This window comes from Streptomyces sp. NPDC014006 (genome assembly GCF_043088925.1).
Taxonomy (GTDB): Bacteria; Actinomycetota; Actinomycetes; order Streptomycetales; family Streptomycetaceae; genus Streptomyces.
Genome location: NZ_JBICAJ010000006.1, coordinates 49,972 through 66,202, shown reverse-complemented (window position 1 = coordinate 66,202; position 16,231 = coordinate 49,972). Strand labels below are relative to the sequence as shown.

Here is a 16,231-nt window from a genome sequence, read left to right as displayed (position 1 = left end):
ACAGGTCATTCCGGTGCGCAGAAAGGAGTTCTCCATGCGCGAACGCCTGGCCGAACTTGCCGCCCTTCGAAGCGAGATGCTGACCGGACCCGATCCGGCGGCCACCGAGCGCCAGCACGCCCGGGGCAAGCTCACCGTCCGTGAACGCCTCGGCCTCCTGCTGGACAAGGGCTCGTTCACCGAGGTCGAGGGGTTGCGCCGGCATCGCGCCACCGGCTTCGGCCTGGAGGCGAAGAGACCCCACGGCGACGGTGTCGTCACCGGCTGGGGCACCGTCGACGGACGGCAGGTGTTCGTCTACGGACACGACTTCACCATCTTCGGCGGCGCGCTCGGCGAGGCCCACGCCCAGAAGATCCACAAGATCATGGACATGGCCGAGGCGGCCGGGGCACCGCTGATCGCACTCAGCGACGGGGCGGGCGCCCGTATCCAGGAGGGGGTGACCGCACTCGCCGGGTACGGCGGCATCTTCACCCGCAATGTGCGCTGCTCCGGGGTGATCCCGCAGATCAGCGTGATCCTCGGGCCGTGTGCCGGGGGCGCCGCGTACTCGCCGGCCCTCACCGACTTCGTGTTCATGGTGCGCGGCACCGCGCAGATGTACATCACCGGACCCGACGTGGTGCAGGCCGTCACCGGCGAGCGGGTCAGCCACGACGAACTCGGCGGCGCCGACGTCCACTCGGCGCGCTCGGGCGTCTCCACCTTCCTGCACGACGACGAGGAGTCCTGCCTGCAGGATGTACGCCATCTGCTGTCGATGCTGCCCGCCAACAACCGCGAGCTACCGCCCGACGCGATCAGCGACGACCCCGTCGACCGCCCCGGCGACGCCCTGCTCGACCTGGTGCCGGCCGACCCGCAGCGGGTCTACGACATCCGCCGGGTCATCGAGGAGGTCGTCGACGACGGCGACTGGTTCGAACTGCACGAGCTGTGGGCGCCCAACCTGGTCGTCGCCCTGGCCCGGCTGGGCGGCCAGGTCGTCGGCATCGTCGCCAACCAGCCGCTCGCGGGCGCCGGCGCGCTGGACATCGCCGCCTCCGAGAAGGGCGCGCGGTTCGTGCAGTTCTGCGACTCCTTCAACATCCCTCTGGTGACCCTGGTCGACGTGCCCGGCTTCCTGCCCGGCACCGGCCAGGAGCACGACGGCATCATCCGGCGCGGCGCCAAACTGCTCTACGCCTACTGCAACGCCACCGTGCCACGCGTCCAGGTCATCCTGCGCAAGGCGTACGGCGGCGCCTACATCGTCATGGACTCCCGCTCCATCGGCTGCGACCTGTCCTTCGCCTGGCCCACCAACGAGATCGCCGTCATGGGCGCGGAGGGCGCGGCGGGGGTCGTCTTCCGCCGGGAGATCGCCGCGGCCGACGACCCCGCACTGGCCCGGGCACGGCGCGTGGCCGAGTACAAGGAGGAACTCATGCACCCCTATTACGCCGCCGAGCGCGGCCTCGTCGACGACGTCATCGATCCCCGGCGCACCCGGGAGGTGCTGATCAGGTCGCTGCGGATGCTGCGCGCGAAACACGCGCAACTGCCGGAGCGCAAGCACGGGAACCAGCCGGTATGAGCGCCGAAGCCCCCCGCCCCACCCCCACCGTGCGGCTGGTGCGCGGCAGCGCCGACGCCGACGAACTCGCCGCGGTCCTCGCGGTGCTGCACGCCGTGGCCGCGCGCCGCGCCGCCGCCCCGGTCCACCCGCCCGCCCCGGCCAGGGCGGCCTGGACGAGGCCCCGCGGGCATCCGGCAGCCACCACCTGGCGGACCGGCCCGGCGACGCCACCGCGCTGAAGCGCTGTGCGGGCACTGCCCGCCCATGTCACCTTCGGAGCATCCCCGGCGCACTTGCGCAGCACAGGCGTTGAGCCGCGCCGAAGCCCGCGCCTAGCGTGCTGGACACCGGCCCCGGAGCGCTCGGCGCACGGGCCGCACCCCCTCACGAAGCACCCCTCGACACAGCAAACAGGAGTCAGCCATGCCCGCAGCCGCGCCCGCAGGAGGCCACCCGATGAAGGCCCTGCTGCCCACCGGACGACCCGAGGAGATGGTCGAGCTCGGCGAGGCCGAGACGCCGAAGCCGGCGGCGGACGAGGCCCTCGTCGAGGTACGGGCGTTCTCCGTCAACCGCGGCGAGGTCTTCCAGCTCCACGGACCGCTGCGCCTCGGCGGCCGGCCCGGCAAGGACGTCGCCGGCGTCGTCGTGCAGGCGGCGGCGGACGGTTCCGGACCCGCCGTCGGCACCCGTGTCGTCGGCCACCCGCCGGCCGACGGCTGGGCCCAGTACGCCGCCGTACCCACCCACTCCCTGGCCGCACTTCCCGACAGCGTCTCCTTCGAGACCGCGGCCGCGCTGCCCCTGGCCGGCCTCACCGCCCTGCGCCTGCTGCGTGTGGCGGGCTCCGTCGGCGGCCGGCGCGTCCTGCTCACCGGCGCGTCCGGAGGTGTCGGCCACTACGTCACCGAGCTCGCCCTGGGCGAGGGCGCCGAGGTCACCGCGGTCACCGCGACCCCCGAACGGGGCAAGCTGCTCGCCGAGTTCGGCGCCACCGTCGTACAGGATCTCGACGAGGCCGTCGGCCCCTTCGACGTCGTCCTGGAGTCCGTCGGTGACACCACCACCCCGCGCGCGCTCGCCCTGCTGCGCGAGCGCGGGCAGCTGATCTGGTTCGGGCAGGCCTCCCGGCAGCCCGCCGAGCTCAGCTTCTTCGCGTTCTTCAAGGGGCCCCGCTCGGCGACCGTGCGCCACTTCCACTACGAGCACTTCGACGAGCCGTTCGGCACCGACCTGGCCGCCCTGGTCCGGCTCGTCGACAGCGGCCGGCTGCACCCGCAGATCGGCCGTCAGGAGGACTGGCGGCACACCGCCACCGTCCTCGGCGACCTGCGCGACCGGCGGATCACCGCCAACGCCGTACTCACCGTGACCCCGTAGCGAAGAGCCCGGAAGAGGGGCGGCAGGTCGGGCAGCCCCTCTGACCGGGGCTGCCCGGCCGGATCCGGCCGTCGCTCCCGCACCGCCACCGCACGCCGTCGCGCGGTGATCAGGCGTGGTCGTCCCGTGCCCCGGTCAGTCCGTAAAGCAGCACCTGCGTGAGACTGTGCACCCACTGAGCGTCCACTTGTTCCGCACTCACCAGGGACCGGTGCACCACCGCGCCGGCGATCATGTCGAAGATGAGGTCGGCCGTGCGCGCCGACTCCCGCGAGTCCGGCTCGGCCGACAGCTCGCCACGGGACTGGGCGCGGGTCTTGCCCTCCACGACGAGCCGTTTCTGGCGTTCCACGATGGACTCGCGGATGCGGTCGCGCAGGGCCGCGTCCCGCGTCGACTCCGCCACCGCGGCCATCAGGCCGCTCTTGGCCTCCGGTCGGGCGAGGATCGCGGCGAACTGGAGCACCACGCCCTCGATGTCCGCGGCCAGGCTGCCGCTGTCCGGCAGTTCGAGCTCGTCGAAGAGTTCCGCCACCGCGTCGACCACCAGCTCGTTCTTGCCCGACCAGCGGCGGTACAGGGTCGTTTTCGCAACCCCGGCGCGGGTCGCGACGTCTCCCAGGGTGAGTTTGGACCAGCCCAGTTCGACCAGCGCCTCCCGCGTCGCCGCCAGGATCGCGGCGTCCGCGGTGGCACTGCGCGGACGCCCGGGGCGGGCGGCGGGGGAGCGGCTGGGCATACGTCGACGATATCCGGCCGTTCCGGCGCCGTCGTGAGGGAGATCACCGGGGCGTGGTGTCGCGCGGACCCCCGATGGCATTACGCTACGAGTCGTAGCGAAAGCTCGTGAGGGACGTACACGGGCGACGAACACCGGCGCGTGGGTGGGGACCCGGTGCCGACCAGGAGACATCCGCCGGCCCGGCTCGGTGCACATCGGGCGGGCCCGGCTTTTCACATCGTTTTCACGCAGGCACCTGGACGGGGGAGGATAGACGCATGCAGCCACGGAACATGTCCATGAGCGGCGTCGTCGACCTCGCCGCGGTGAAGGCGGCCCAGGAGGCCAAGGCCAAGGCCGAGCAGGCGCGCGCGGAAGCGGCACGGCACGGCGGGGCGGGTGCCGTCTCCCCGGCCGACCTCGTCTTCGACGTCGATGAGGCCGGATTCGAGCGGGATGTCGTACAGCGGTCGGCCGAGGTGCCGGTCGTCATCGATTTCTGGGCCGAGTGGTGCCAGCCCTGCAAGCAGCTGAGCCCGCTGCTGGAGCGGCTGGTCGTCGAGTACGACGGGCGGGTCGTGCTCGCCAAGATCGATGTCGACGCCAACCAGATGCTGATGCAGCAGTTCGGCATCCAGGGAATCCCGGCCGTCTTCGCCGTCGTCGCCGGCCAGGCGCTGCCGCTCTTCCAGGGAGCGGCCGGCGAGGAGCAGATCCGCCAGACCTTCGACCAGCTGGTGGCCGTCGCCGAGCAGCGCTTCGGCATCACCGGCCTGACCGTCGACCCCGAGGCCGAGCCGGGCGGCGTGGCCGTCGAGGCACCGGCCGAGGGGCCCTACGACGCCGCGCTGAACGCCGCCGCACTGGCGCTGGACGCGGGCGACATGGCCGGGGCGATCCGGGCGTACCAGAACGTACTGGCCGACGACCCGGCCCACCCGGAGGCCAAACTGGGGCTGGCCCAGGCCGAGTTGCTCCAGCGGGTGCAGCACCTCGACCCGCAGCAGGTCCGCAAGGACGCCGCCGAGAAGCCGGCCGACGTGCAGGCGCAGATCGCCGCCGCCGACCTGGATCTGGTGGGCGGTCACGTCGAGGACGCCTTCGCCCGCCTGGTCGACACGGTGCGGCGCACGGTGGGCGACGACCGCGAGGCCGTACGGCTGCGGCTGCTGGAGCTGTTCGAGGTCGTCGGTGCCGACGATCCGCGGGTCGCAGCGGCGCGGCGGGCGCTGGCGCGGGCGTTGTTCTGAGCCGCGCGAGGGCCCTCGCCCCGACCAGTCGCTAAACGCCCGGGCATGTGATGCCCGGGTGAAAAGTTCGCCGAGACGCCTCCACCGCGGCCGCGCTTTACCAAATCTTGGTAATCGCGGCCGCTGTTACTGCGAGTAAGTCCAGGCGGGGGATCTGTCGGACTCTGTCCAGCGATCAATTGTTTTGTCCCCGCACCCTGAGACACCCTGTGTCGCCGCCCGAGATCTCTGGGTCGCCGAGTGGTGATCGGGCCGTTACTAGCGAGTAACGAACCCCCTTGTGTCGGCGGCGAGAATGCACCACGATCGGCCACGCTCGGTCCATTCCCGCAGCCCGACAGCCAATCGGGTCACGGGGTTTCCTGGGTCCCCACCGAGCAGAGCCGGCGGCAGTGGCGCCGGCTCTTGGACAGGGGGGTCTTCGCCTCGGCGAAGCCTGTCCAGCAAGGTTGTGCGTGATGCGTGTCAGGCGCGACCAGTGGTTGTCGCTCGGGGGTGATCGCCGGTGATTCGGGCGCGTTCCAGCGCCACCGAGCGCGGGCGCTCCTTCCCGAGGACGTAGCACTTCTCCCATCCCTGCCCGGTGAGCCGCCGTTTCGGGGGCCAGGTGGTCAGGAGATGTACGTCCGAGAAGGAGGAAATATGGAGTCCCAGGTGCGTGGCGGGACCAGATGGAAGCGGTTCGCCGTGGTCATGGTGCCCAGCGTGGCCGCCACGGCTGCCATAGGCGTCGCCCTGGCACAGGGCGCGCTGGCCGCGTCGTTCAGTGTGTCGGGGCAGTCGTTCAAGGTCACCGCTGACGAGCTGCACGGCAAGGGTTTCGAGCAGTACGGCGCGATCGACTCCGGGTACACCCTCAGTGGTGAGAAGACGATGCACCCGGTGGCGGTGTCGGGCTTCAAGTCCGCGACCATCAAGAACCTGTGCCAGTCCGTCGTCACGCCGAACATCCCGCTGCTCGGGTCGGTCACCCTGACGCTGTCGGCGGGCAACAGCAACGACGAGAAGAAGCAGGTCTCGGCGGACCGCCTCTACATCGACGTCGCCGACCTCGAGACCACCGGCGGTGCCGAGTTCCACGGCATCGACATCGGTGTCCCGGCGGGCGAGACCGGCGCCGAGAAGGGCGGCAAGGGTCCCGGTATGGCCGGCGGCAAGGAGCAGGCCAACCCCTACGGGTTCGCCCAGCAGGCCACGAGCGCCGACCTGTACGGCGTGCAGCAGACGGCGTGGGCGACCACGGCCGGAACCTTCACGCTGCCCGGTCTGAAGATGAAGCTGCAGTCGGGCACTCACGAGTGCTACTAGGCGCCGGGTGATGGGCGGGGGGAGCCTTCAGGCGCCTCCCGCCCCTCCGCTCTGAGGCCTTGTCCACCACACCCCCCCACTCGCACCACATCCCCACCACAGCGATGCCGCACCAGGGAGCTGTTTTCCTATGAGCGCCGAGACTTCTGCCGTGCCCGGCCAGTTCACCCGCCGGAGGCTGCAGTTCCGCGCCTGGCGGGGCACCCGGCCGTTCTGGGCCGGACTGTTCGTCATGCTCGGTGGCTTTCCGATCATGTACTTCCCGTACGCACACCTTCAGGTCGGCCACCTGACGCTGGCCATGGCCACCACCGCCGGGGCCGGCTCACTGATCATCGGTGTGCTGCTGGTCGTCCTGGGCCTGAGCCTGTGGTTCCAGAAGCACATCCGCGTCTTCGCGGGTGTCGCCTCGATCCTGCTGGCGCTGGTGTCGCTGCCCGTGTCCAACTTCGGCGGCTTCGTCGTGGGCTTCCTGTTCGCGCTGATCGGCGGGGCCATGGCCGTGTCGTGGGCGCCGGGCGCACCGCGCAAGAAGGGGCGGGCCGCGGACGCCGGTACCGACGGTGCTCCCGGGGACGCCCTCGACCAGACGCCGAACGGGGCGGGCGAACTGAACGATCTGTCAGGAACGAGCCCGGCCAACGGGGCGAACGGGAGGCACAGTGCCGGCTGACGAGGTGACCCGCGGAACTGACGCCGAGGCGTTCCGTGGGAGAACCGGTCCGCGTCATGCGGCCCCCAAGAAGCCGCTGTTCACCAGATTCCACATGCCGGCCGGCCGGGCGATAGCCAGCGTGGCGATGCCCACCGCGGTCCTGATGGGCATGGGGTTCACTGCGTCCCTCGCCGTGGCCGACAACAACCCCTCCTCGTCGAAGATGGCCGACGAGTACAAGGACTGCGTCGCCGCCCTCCAGCAGGACGGCAAGGACGCCTCGGGCAGCCCGTCCCCCTCCGCCTCCGGGAGCAAGGACGCGACCGGCGGCGCGCAGGTCGGCAAGGAGGGGGCGACCCCGCAGCCGTCGGCCACCGGGGCGTCCTCCGGCTCGTCCGACTCCGCCGACCCGGCCAAGGACACGACCTCTTCGCCGGATTCAGGTTCCGGCGACAAGGCCGAGCCCACGGCGTCGGCCTCCGCCTCCACGGCCCCGAAGAGCGGGTCCACCGCCTCGGCGCCCACCCCGTCGCCGTCCGCCACGGACAAGAACCTGCTGCAGGACATCGGCGACGCGCTCGACGGTCTGCTCGGCGGCGAACAGAAGAACTCGCCCTCGCCCACCACCACCGCAACGCCGTCCGCCTCCCCGTCGCCCTCCGCCGACAAGGCGACCGGCACCGCCGGGGACACCACGGACAAGGTGACCGGCACCGTCAAGGACACGGCCGACAAGGTCACCGGGACGGTCGGGGACACCGCGGACAAGGCGGCCGGCACGGTCAAGGACAGCACCGACAAGGTCACCGACGCCGCCAAGGACGCCACCGACGCGGCACAGAAGGCGGCCGACCAGGCCACCGCATCGCCGAGTCCCTCGGCCGGCTCCACGACCGACCCCGCGGACTGCAAGGCCGCCACCGACGCCCAGGGCGGCGTCGACAACAAGGCGGCCGTGGCCGACGAACCCTGGTACCTCCAGGCCAGCTCCCTGCTGCTGAAGAGCGCGGACTACCAGGGCGTCGTCGAGGTGAAGACCGCCTCGGGCACCACCAAGAAGGTGCTGAAGTACGTCATCTCCGGCGGCACCGACATCGGCGACCTGCACCAGACGGTCAAGGACAAGCTGTCCGGCAAGACCTACCACGTCCAGGCCGGCAAGGGCACCACGTCCACGATCCGCGACGGCGACACGGTGATGTACACCGAGTCGATCTCCGGCAACCTCTTCGGCCTGATCCCGATCACGTTCAGCCCGGACAATCCGCCGCCGCTGAACATCCCGCTGATCTACTTCACCAACGTGAAGGTCGTCCAGGCCGCCCAGTTCGGCGGCACGCTCACGGTGCCCGGCATGCACCTGTACACCACGGACTGACCGACCTCGATCCCACCCGGGAGCCGCACAGACGCCGAGGGCGCCCCCTGTCGCAGGGGGCGCCCTCGGCGTTCGTGCAGCGGCTCGCGCGGGGGTCAGTCGCGGTCGGTCTCGCCCAGGTGGTGGACGCGGACCATGTTGGTGGTGCCGGGGACGCCGGGCGGGGAGCCGGCCGTGATGACGACGACGTCGCCCTCGTTGAAGCGGCCGAGCTTGACCACTTCCTGGTCGACCAGCTCGACCATCTCGTCGGTGCTGCCCACGAACGGCACCACGTGCGGCTCCACGCCCCAGCTCAGCGTCAGCTGGTTGCGGGTGTTCTCGTCCGTGGTGAACGCGATGATCGGCTGGCTCGCGCGGTAGCGGCACAGGCGGCGGGCGGTGTCGCCGGACTGGGTGAAGGCGATCAGGCCCTTGCCGCCGAGGAAGTCGGCGATCTCGCAGGCCGCGCGGGCCACCGAACCGCCCTGCGTGCGCGGCTTCTTGCCCGGCACCAGCGGCTGCAGGCCCTTGCTCAGCAGCTCCTGCTCGGCCGCCACGACGATCTTCGACATCGTCTTGACGGTCTCGATTGGGTACGCGCCCACGCTCGACTCCGCCGACAGCATGACCGCGTCCGCGCCGTCCAGGATCGCGTTGGCCACGTCGGAGGCCTCGGCGCGGGTCGGACGGGAGTTGGTGATCATCGACTCCATCATCTGGGTCGCCACGATCACCGGCTTGGCGTTGCGCCGGCACAGCTCGATCAGGCGCTTCTGCACCATGGGGACCTGCTCGAGCGGGTACTCGACGGCCAGGTCACCACGGGCCACCATCACGGCGTCGAACGCCGCGACGACGTCCTCCATGTTCTGCACCGCCTGCGGCTTCTCCACCTTGGCGATGACGGGGACCCGGCGGCCCTCCTCGTCCATGATGCGGTGGACGTCGCTGACGTCCTTGGCGTCGCGGACGAAGGACAGCGCGACCAGGTCGCAGCCCATGCGCAGTGCGAAGCGCAGGTCCTCGATGTCCTTCTCGCTCAGCGCGGGCACGTTCACGGCCGCACCGGGCAGGTTGATGCCCTTGTGGTCGGAGACGACGCCACCCTCGATGACGATCGTCCGCACCCGCGGACCCTCGACCTCGACGACCTTCAGCTCGACGTTGCCGTCGTTGATCAGGATCTGGTCGCCCTTGGTCACGTCGCCGGGCAGGCCCTTGTAGGTGGTGCCGCAGATCTGCTTGTCGCCCGGGACGTCCTCGGTCGTGATGACGAACTCGTCACCGCGCTCCAGCTCGACCGGACCCTCGGCGAAGGTCTCCAGACGGATCTTCGGGCCCTGCAGGTCGGCGAGGACGCCGATGGCCCGGCCGGTCTCCTTCTGCGCGGCACGCAGCCGGTCGTACCGGCCCTGGTGCTCGGCGTGGGTGCCGTGGCTGAAGTTGAAGCGGGCCACGTTCATGCCGGCTTCGATCAGCGCTACGAGCTGCTCGTGGGAGTCGACCGCGGGGCCGAGAGTACAGACGATTTTCGAACGGCGCATGGGGCGATCCTATCGGTTTGTTTCGCTGCGGAATATTCCGTCTGGCGGAAAGTACAAATGAGTGCCCGAATGCTCAGGTGCGCTCAGTTGCCACGCGGCGGAGCCGCAATTCGATACCGCTCGACCAGTGCGTAGGTCTGCGTCGCGATCTCCAGTTCTTCATCCGTCGGCACCACCGCGACCGCCACCCGTGCGTCCTTCGGGGAGATCAGCCGCGGCTCGTCGCCGCGGACCTCGTTGCGGCCGGGATCGAGGGCCAGGCCCAGGCTCTCGAGGCCCTCGATCGCCGCCTGCCGCACCGGTGCCGCGTTCTCCCCGACGCCCGCGGTGAAGGCGACCGCGTCGACCGTGCCGAGCACGGCGTAATAGGCGCCGATGTACTTCTTCAGACGGTGAATGTAAATGTCGAAGGCGAGTCGCGCCTCCTCGTCGCCCTCGTCGATCCGGCGCCGGATCTCCCGCATGTCGTTGTCCCCGCACAGCCCGAACAGACCGCTCCTCTTGTTGAGGAGAGTGTCGATCTCGTCCATGGACATTCCGCCGACACGAGCCAAATGGAAGATGACGGCCGGGTCGAGATCACCGGAACGCGTACCCATCACGAGCCCCTCCAAAGGCGTCAGCCCCATGGAGGTGTCCACGCACCGACCGCCCCGCACGGCCGACGCCGACGCGCCGTTGCCCAGGTGCAGCACGATCACGTTCACCTCTTGGGGCGCCTTGCCCAGCAGCCTCGCCGTCGCCCGGGAGACGTACGCGTGCGAGGTGCCGTGGAAGCCGTAGCGGCGGATGCGGTGCCGGTCGGCGATCTTCGGGTCGATCGCGTACCGCGCCGCGGACTCCGGCATGCTCGTGTGGAACGCCGTGTCGAACACGGCGACCTGCGGCAGGTCCGGGCGCAGCGCCCGCGCGGTGCGGATGCCGGTCAGGTTGGCCGGGTTGTGCAGCGGCGCGACCGGGATCAGCCGCTCGATCTCGGCGATCACCTCGTCGTCGATGACGGTGGGCTCGGTGAAGAACATCCCGCCGTGCACCACCCGGTGCCCGATCGCCGCCAGCTCGGGGGAGTCGATGCCCAGGCCGTCCTTGGACAGCTCCTCCGCGACGGTCTTCAGCGCGGCGTCGTGGTCGGCGATCGGACCGTTGAACTCGCGGCCGACGCCGCCGCCGGTCAGCGGCGTGTGCTTGAGCCGGGAGGTCTGCTCGCCGATGCGCTCGACCAGGCCCACGGCCAGCCGGCTCTCGTCGCGCATGTCGAGCAGCTGGTACTTCACCGACGAGGAGCCGGAGTTCAGGACGAGGATGCGGGTGCCGGTCACTGCTGGAGAGCCTTTTCGACGAGGGACGGGGCGGGGGACTGGGCCTGGATCGCCGTGATGGCGACGGTGTTGACGATGTCCTGGACGAGCGCGCCCCGGGACAGGTCGTTGACGGGCTTGTTCAGACCCTGCAGCACCGGGCCGACCGCGATCGCGCCGGCCGAACGCTGCACGGCCTTGTAGGTGTTGTTGCCGGTGTTGAGGTCGGGGAAGATCAGCACGCTGGCCTGCCCGGCGACCTCGGAGCCGGGCAGCTTGGTCGCGGCGACCGACGGCTCCACGGCGGCGTCGTACTGGATCGGCCCCTCGATCTTCAGGTCGGGGCGGCGCAGCCGGGCCAGCTCGGTCGCCTCGCGCACCTTGTCGACGTCGGCGCCGAAGCCGGAGGTGCCGGTGGAGTACGACAGCATCGCGATCCGCGGCTCGACGCCGAACTGCGCGGCCGTGGTCGCCGACTGCATCGCGATGTCGGCGAGCTGCTCGGCGTTCGGATCCGGGTTGACCGCGCAGTCGCCGTAGACGAGCACCTTGTCGGCCAGGCACATGAAGAACACCGACGACACGATCGAGGCGTCCTGCCTGGTCTTGATGATCTCGAAGGCGGGCCGGATGGTGGCCGCCGTGGAGTGCACCGAGCCCGACACCATGCCGTCGGCCAGGCCCTCGGCCACCATCAGCGTGCCGAAGTAGTTCACGTCGGAGACGACGTCGTAGGCCAGCTCCACGGTGACGCCCTTGTGGGCGCGCAGGGCCGCGTACTTCTCGGCGAAGGAGTCGCGCAGCTCGCTGGTGGCCGGGTCGATCACCTGGGTGTCGCCGAGGTCGACACCCAGGTCGGCGCACTTCTTGCGGATCTGGTCGACGGGCCCGAGCAGCGTCAGATCGCACACGCCCCGGCGCAGCAGCACCTCGGCGGCGTGCAGCACGCGCTCCTCGGTGCCCTCCGGCAGCACCACCCGGCGCTTGTCGGCGCGCGCCTGCTCCAGCAGCTTGTGCTCGAACATCATCGGTGTGACGCGGTCGCTGCTGGGCGCCGAGACCCGCTTGTTGAGGCCTGCGGTGTCGACGTACCGCTCGAACAGGCCGAGCGCCCGCTCCGCCTTGCGCGGGGTGGCCGCGTTCAGCTTGCCCTCCAGGGAGAACAGCCGGGCCGCGGTCGGGAAGCTGTTGCCTGTCACCGACAGCACCGGGGTGCCCGGGGCGAGGCGGGCCGCGAGGGTGAGGATGTCCTCGCCGGGGACCTCGTCGAGGGTGAGCAGCACGCCGGCTATCGGCGGGGTGCCGGCGCTGTGCGCGGCGAGCGAGCCGACGACCAGGTCGGCGCGGTCGCCGGGGGTGACGACCAGGCAGCCCGGGGTCAGCGCGGCGAGGAAGTTCGGCAGCATCGCCCCGCCGAAGACGAAGTCCAGCGCGTCACGGGCGAGCCCCGAGTCGTCGCCGAGCAGCACCTTCGCGCCGAGCGCGTGGGCGATCTGGGACACCGTCGGCGCCGACAGTGCCACGTCGTCGGGGACGACGTAGCAGGGCACCGGCAGCCGCCCGGAGAGCCGTTCGGCGATCGCGTCGCGCTCCTCGGGGGCGACCCGGTTGGTGACCATCGCGAGCACGTCGCAGCCCAGGCCGTCGTAGGCCCGGTAGGCGTTGCGGGTCTCGGCCAGCACCGACTCCGCGGCCTGCTTGCGGCCGCCCACGACCGGGATCACGGAGGCGCCGAACTCGTTCGCCAGGCGCGCGTTCAGCGACAGTTCGTCGGGCAGCTGGGTGTCGGCGAAGTCGGTGCCGAGGACCAGGACGACGTCGTAATCGCGGGCGACCAGGTGGAAACGGTCGACGAGCGCGGCGACCAGTTCGTCGGTGCCGCGCTCGGCCTGCAGCGCGGACGCCTCGTCGTAGCCCATGCCGTAGACGGTCGCCGGGTCCTGGGAGAGCCGGTAGCGGGCGCGCAGCAGCTCGAAGAGCCGGTCCGGCCCGTCGTGGACGAGCGGGCGGAAGACGCCGACCCGGTCGACCTGCCGGGTCAGGAGTTCCATCACCCCCAGCTCCACGACCTGGCGGCCGTCGCCGCGGTCGATACCGGTCACGTACACGCTGCGCGTCACGTGTGCTCTCCGTTTCATCCGTGAGGGTGTCGTCTGTGGGGGGCTACATCTCGTGTACACCACCGTGTACAAAAATCGCCCACGGAGGTGAGCGGAACCCTCTTGACAATACCCCTGGGCCCAGATAAGGCGCCCGTCAAGACATTCCAACGGTCGGCGACGTGGAACAATCGGGGGGAAGCTCACAGGTACCCACAGCGAGCAGGAGACACAGCACGATGCGCATCGGAGTTCTCACCGCAGGCGGCGACTGCCCCGGCCTGAACGCCGTCATCCGATCGGTCGTGCACCGGGCGGTGGACAACTACGGCGACGAGGTCATCGGCTTCGAGGACGGCTACGCCGGCCTCCTCGACGGCCGCTACCGCAGTCTCGACCTGAACGCGGTCAGCGGCATCCTCGCCCGCGGCGGCACGATCCTCGGCTCCTCCCGCCTCGAGCGCGACCGGCTGCGCGAGGCCTGCGAGAACGCGGCGGACATCGTCAGCGACTTCGGCATCGACGCCCTCATCCCGATCGGCGGCGAGGGCACGCTGACCGCGGCGCGCATGCTCAGCGACGCGGGCCTGCCCGTCGTGGGCGTGCCGAAGACGATCGACAACGACATCTCCTCCACCGACCGCACGTTCGGCTTCGACACCGCCGTCGGCGTCGCCACCGAGGCGATGGACCGCCTGAAGAGCACCGCCGAGTCCCACCAGCGGGTGATGGTCGTCGAGGTCATGGGCCGGCACGCCGGCTGGATCGCCCTGGAGTCCGGCATGGCCGCCGGCGCCCACGGCATCTGCCTGCCCGAGCGCCCCTTCGACCCGGCCGACCTGGCCAAGATGGTCGAGGAGCGCTTCGCCCGCGGCAAGAAGTTCGCCGTGGTCTGCGTCGCCGAGGGCGCCCACCCGGCCGACGGCACCATGGACTACGGCAAGGGCGAGATCGACCAGTTCGGCCACGAGCGCTTCCGGGGCATCGGCACCGCCCTCGCGCACGAGCTGGAGCGGCGCCTGGGCAAGGAGGCCCGGCCGGTCATCCTCGGCCACGTCCAGCGCGGCGGCACCCCGACGGCGTACGACCGGGTGCTCGCCACCCGCTTCGGCTGGCACGCGGTCGAGGCCGCGCACCGCGGCGAGTTCGGCAACATGACCGCGCTGCGCGGCACCGACATCGTGATGGTGCCGCTGGCCGAGGCGGTGACCGAGCTGAAGACGGTCCCGACCTACCGGATGGACGAGGCGGAGTCGGTCTTCTAGCCCTGAGTCCGGCGGAGCGCGGACCGTACCCGTCCGCTAGCCGGTTCTCCTGCGCACCGCGGTCCAGAAGTTGTCCACGATGTCGTCCAGGAAGGCTCGGCCCGAGTCGCTGGAGTCGCTGCTGCCGCCACCCCAGCTGAGGGTGGCGGCCATGTGGCCCTGGTAGTCCTCGTGCAGCTCCTGCAGGACCTCCTCCAGGATGTCCTTCTCCAGCGGCGCTATCTTCCCGACCGGGCGCACGTACCCCTGCCAGCGGGTGCTCGCCGCGCTGCGCAGCAGTTCGGCGAGGCGCTGCTCGCGCCCCGTGACGGCCACGAAGTCCGGCAGCGACAGCCGCAGCGCGTCGGCGAGCGCCACCGACTGGCGCTCGTTGCCGCGCCAGTCCCCGCTCTCCTCCATCCGCAGATACGAGCGCAGATCGAGGCCCGCCTCCCGGGCGACGTCCTCCGGGGCGATGCCGCGGGCCATGCGGTGCTCGCGCAGGGTGCGCGGCCGGGCGATGAGTTCGCCCGGCGCACACCACAGCACGCCCGCCAGCGCGCTCAGCTCCGCACTGCTGGGAGGGGAGACACCGCGTTCCCAGGCGATCACGAGATCCGGGGTGACGTACGGCAGCCCGTAGGACACCTGCATGCCGTGGGCGACGTGCTCGGGCCCCATACCGAGGGCGGCGCGCAGCCGGCGGGCGGCCGGCGCGTCGAACGGGGGGCCGGGCTGGTTCGAGGGAGCAGAGGGATGGCGCACCCGCCACAACATAGAGCGGCGCTCTAGGGCTGACTACGGTGGGTTCGGCCAGGATCACGGATTGTAGGAACCTACGTTTCCGTAGGTTTACCTTTTACGGCACGTGTCACCCCTTGACCGCCCCCGCGAGGGCGAAACCGCCGCCCATGCGGCGCGCGATCAGCACGTAGAGCAGGATCACCGGCGTCGAGTACACCACCGAGAACGCGGCCAGCTGCCCGTAGGCGACCATGCCCCGGTTGCCGAAGAACTCGTTGATGCTCACCGACGCCGGCATCTGCTCCGGGGTGAGCAGCAGCATGAAGGGCACGAAGAAGTTGCCCCACATCATCACGAACGAAAACACGGTCACCACGCCGAGTCCGGGACCCATCAGCGGCAGCACGATCCGGACGAGGGACTGCGCGGAGGAGGCTCCGTCCGTCCAGGCGGCCTCCTCCAGCTCCTTCGGCACGCCGTCCATGAAGTTCTTCATCAGCCAGATGGCGAAGGGGAGCTGGGAGGCGGCGAAGAAGAGAATCGTGCCCTGCATGGTGTCGATCAGGTCGACCTGCACGAACAGCGCGTACACCGGCACCATCACGGCCGTGATCGGCAGGCTGGTGGCGAACAGGATCGACAGCAGGAACGGCCGGTTGAACCGGGAGCGGAACCGGGACAGCGGATAGGCGGCGAGCGCGGCGCACGCCACGGTCAGCGCGGTCGCGCCGCCGCACAGGATCAGGCTGTTCAGCAGCGGGGTGAAGGTGATGTCCGCGGTGAGGATCGCGTCGAAGTTGCCGAAGGTGAGACCGTCCGGCGCCTTCACCCGCAGACCGGCGTGCGGATCGACGCAGGACAGCACGACCCAGGCCAGCGGCAGACAGAAGGCGGCGGCCACGACGAGCAGAGCGAGATCGGCGGCGAGCCGGCGGGCCGCACGGCGGGAGGCGAGGGTGCGGGTGGGTGCGGCACGGCGGGAGGCGAGGGGGCGGGGCGGGGCGGCACGGCGGGAGGCGAGGGGGCGGGGCGGGGCGGCACGGCGGGAGGCGGCGGTCCGGGGCATC

The 16,231-nt window shown here is 70.7% G+C and carries 14 protein-coding genes; 8 read left to right on the top strand and 6 right to left on the bottom strand.

Translation table 11 applies throughout. From position 1 onward, the window contains the following. Positions 1-34 precede the first annotated feature (34 nt). From ACF1GV_RS21130 to ACF1GV_RS21120, 3 genes are all read left to right on the top strand, one after another. The gene (locus ACF1GV_RS21130) at positions 35-1,579 is read left to right on the top strand and encodes an acyl-CoA carboxylase subunit beta (protein ID WP_391683075.1); all 1,545 of its coding nucleotides are present in this window, start codon (positions 35-37) and stop codon (positions 1,577-1,579) included. Continuing rightward, entirely contained in the window at positions 1,576-1,800 is a 225-nt protein-coding gene (locus ACF1GV_RS21125) for an acyl-CoA carboxylase epsilon subunit (RefSeq protein ID WP_391683073.1), read from the top strand. Before ACF1GV_RS21130 ends, ACF1GV_RS21125 begins: the two co-directional genes overlap by 4 nt. Positions 1,801-2,017: 217 nt before the next feature. Continuing rightward, positions 2,018-2,941 (top strand): zinc-binding dehydrogenase, encoded by a 924-nt coding sequence (locus ACF1GV_RS21120; RefSeq protein ID WP_391684013.1) that lies wholly within the window; start codon positions 2,018-2,020, stop codon positions 2,939-2,941. A 109-nt stretch (positions 2,942-3,050) separates the two neighbouring features. Here ACF1GV_RS21120 and ACF1GV_RS21115 read toward each other — a convergent pair whose 3' ends face one another. Then, complete coding sequence (locus tag ACF1GV_RS21115; RefSeq protein WP_391683070.1) at positions 3,051-3,680, bottom strand: TetR/AcrR family transcriptional regulator; 630 nt, start codon at positions 3,678-3,680, stop codon at positions 3,051-3,053. Between the two features lie 260 nt (positions 3,681-3,940). Between ACF1GV_RS21115 and ACF1GV_RS21110 the strand changes: the two genes are divergently transcribed. From ACF1GV_RS21110 to ACF1GV_RS21095, 4 genes are all read left to right on the top strand, one after another. Continuing rightward, entirely contained in the window at positions 3,941-4,912 is a 972-nt protein-coding gene (locus ACF1GV_RS21110) for a tetratricopeptide repeat protein (protein WP_391683067.1), read from the top strand. Between the two features lie 642 nt (positions 4,913-5,554). Then, complete coding sequence (locus tag ACF1GV_RS21105; protein ID WP_391683064.1) at positions 5,555-6,220, top strand: DUF6230 family protein; 666 nt, start codon at positions 5,555-5,557, stop codon at positions 6,218-6,220. A 130-nt stretch (positions 6,221-6,350) separates the two neighbouring features. Continuing rightward, positions 6,351-6,893 carry a DUF6114 domain-containing protein gene (locus ACF1GV_RS21100; RefSeq protein ID WP_391683062.1) on the top strand — a complete coding sequence of 181 codons (543 nt, stop codon included), beginning with the start codon at positions 6,351-6,353 and terminating at the stop codon, positions 6,891-6,893. Continuing rightward, positions 6,883-8,253 carry a hypothetical protein gene (locus ACF1GV_RS21095; protein WP_391683060.1) on the top strand — a complete coding sequence of 457 codons (1,371 nt, stop codon included), beginning with the start codon at positions 6,883-6,885 and terminating at the stop codon, positions 8,251-8,253. The genes ACF1GV_RS21100 and ACF1GV_RS21095 overlap by 11 nt, the downstream gene beginning before the upstream one ends. A gap of 95 nt (positions 8,254-8,348) precedes the next feature. Here ACF1GV_RS21095 and pyk read toward each other — a convergent pair whose 3' ends face one another. From pyk to pta, 3 genes are all read right to left on the bottom strand, one after another. Beyond that, the gene (gene pyk / locus ACF1GV_RS21090; RefSeq protein ID WP_391683057.1) at positions 8,349-9,779 is read right to left on the bottom strand and encodes a pyruvate kinase; all 1,431 of its coding nucleotides are present in this window, start codon (positions 9,777-9,779) and stop codon (positions 8,349-8,351) included. Positions 9,780-9,862: 83 nt separating this feature from the next. Beyond that, positions 9,863-11,098, bottom strand: coding sequence for an acetate kinase (locus tag ACF1GV_RS21085; RefSeq protein WP_391683055.1), 1,236 nt, complete (start codon positions 11,096-11,098; stop codon positions 9,863-9,865). Beyond that, positions 11,095-13,197 (bottom strand): phosphate acetyltransferase, encoded by a 2,103-nt coding sequence (pta, locus tag ACF1GV_RS21080; RefSeq protein ID WP_391683052.1) that lies wholly within the window; start codon positions 13,195-13,197, stop codon positions 11,095-11,097. The genes ACF1GV_RS21085 and pta overlap by 4 nt, the downstream gene beginning before the upstream one ends. A gap of 218 nt (positions 13,198-13,415) precedes the next feature. Between pta and ACF1GV_RS21075 the strand changes: the two genes are divergently transcribed. Beyond that, a complete protein-coding gene (locus tag ACF1GV_RS21075; RefSeq protein ID WP_391683049.1) occupies positions 13,416-14,441 on the top strand; it encodes an ATP-dependent 6-phosphofructokinase in 1,026 nt (341 codons plus the stop codon). 36 nt (positions 14,442-14,477) lie between these two features. Here the strand turns inward: ACF1GV_RS21075 and ACF1GV_RS21070 are convergent, their stop codons facing one another. Together ACF1GV_RS21070 and ACF1GV_RS21065 are read right to left on the bottom strand one after the other, a co-directional pair. Beyond that, entirely contained in the window at positions 14,478-15,194 is a 717-nt protein-coding gene (locus ACF1GV_RS21070) for a helix-turn-helix domain-containing protein (protein WP_391684011.1), read from the bottom strand. A gap of 97 nt (positions 15,195-15,291) precedes the next feature. Next, complete coding sequence (locus tag ACF1GV_RS21065) at positions 15,292-16,230, bottom strand: carbohydrate ABC transporter permease (protein ID WP_391683047.1); 939 nt, start codon at positions 16,228-16,230, stop codon at positions 15,292-15,294. Position 16,231 lies beyond the last annotated feature (1 nt).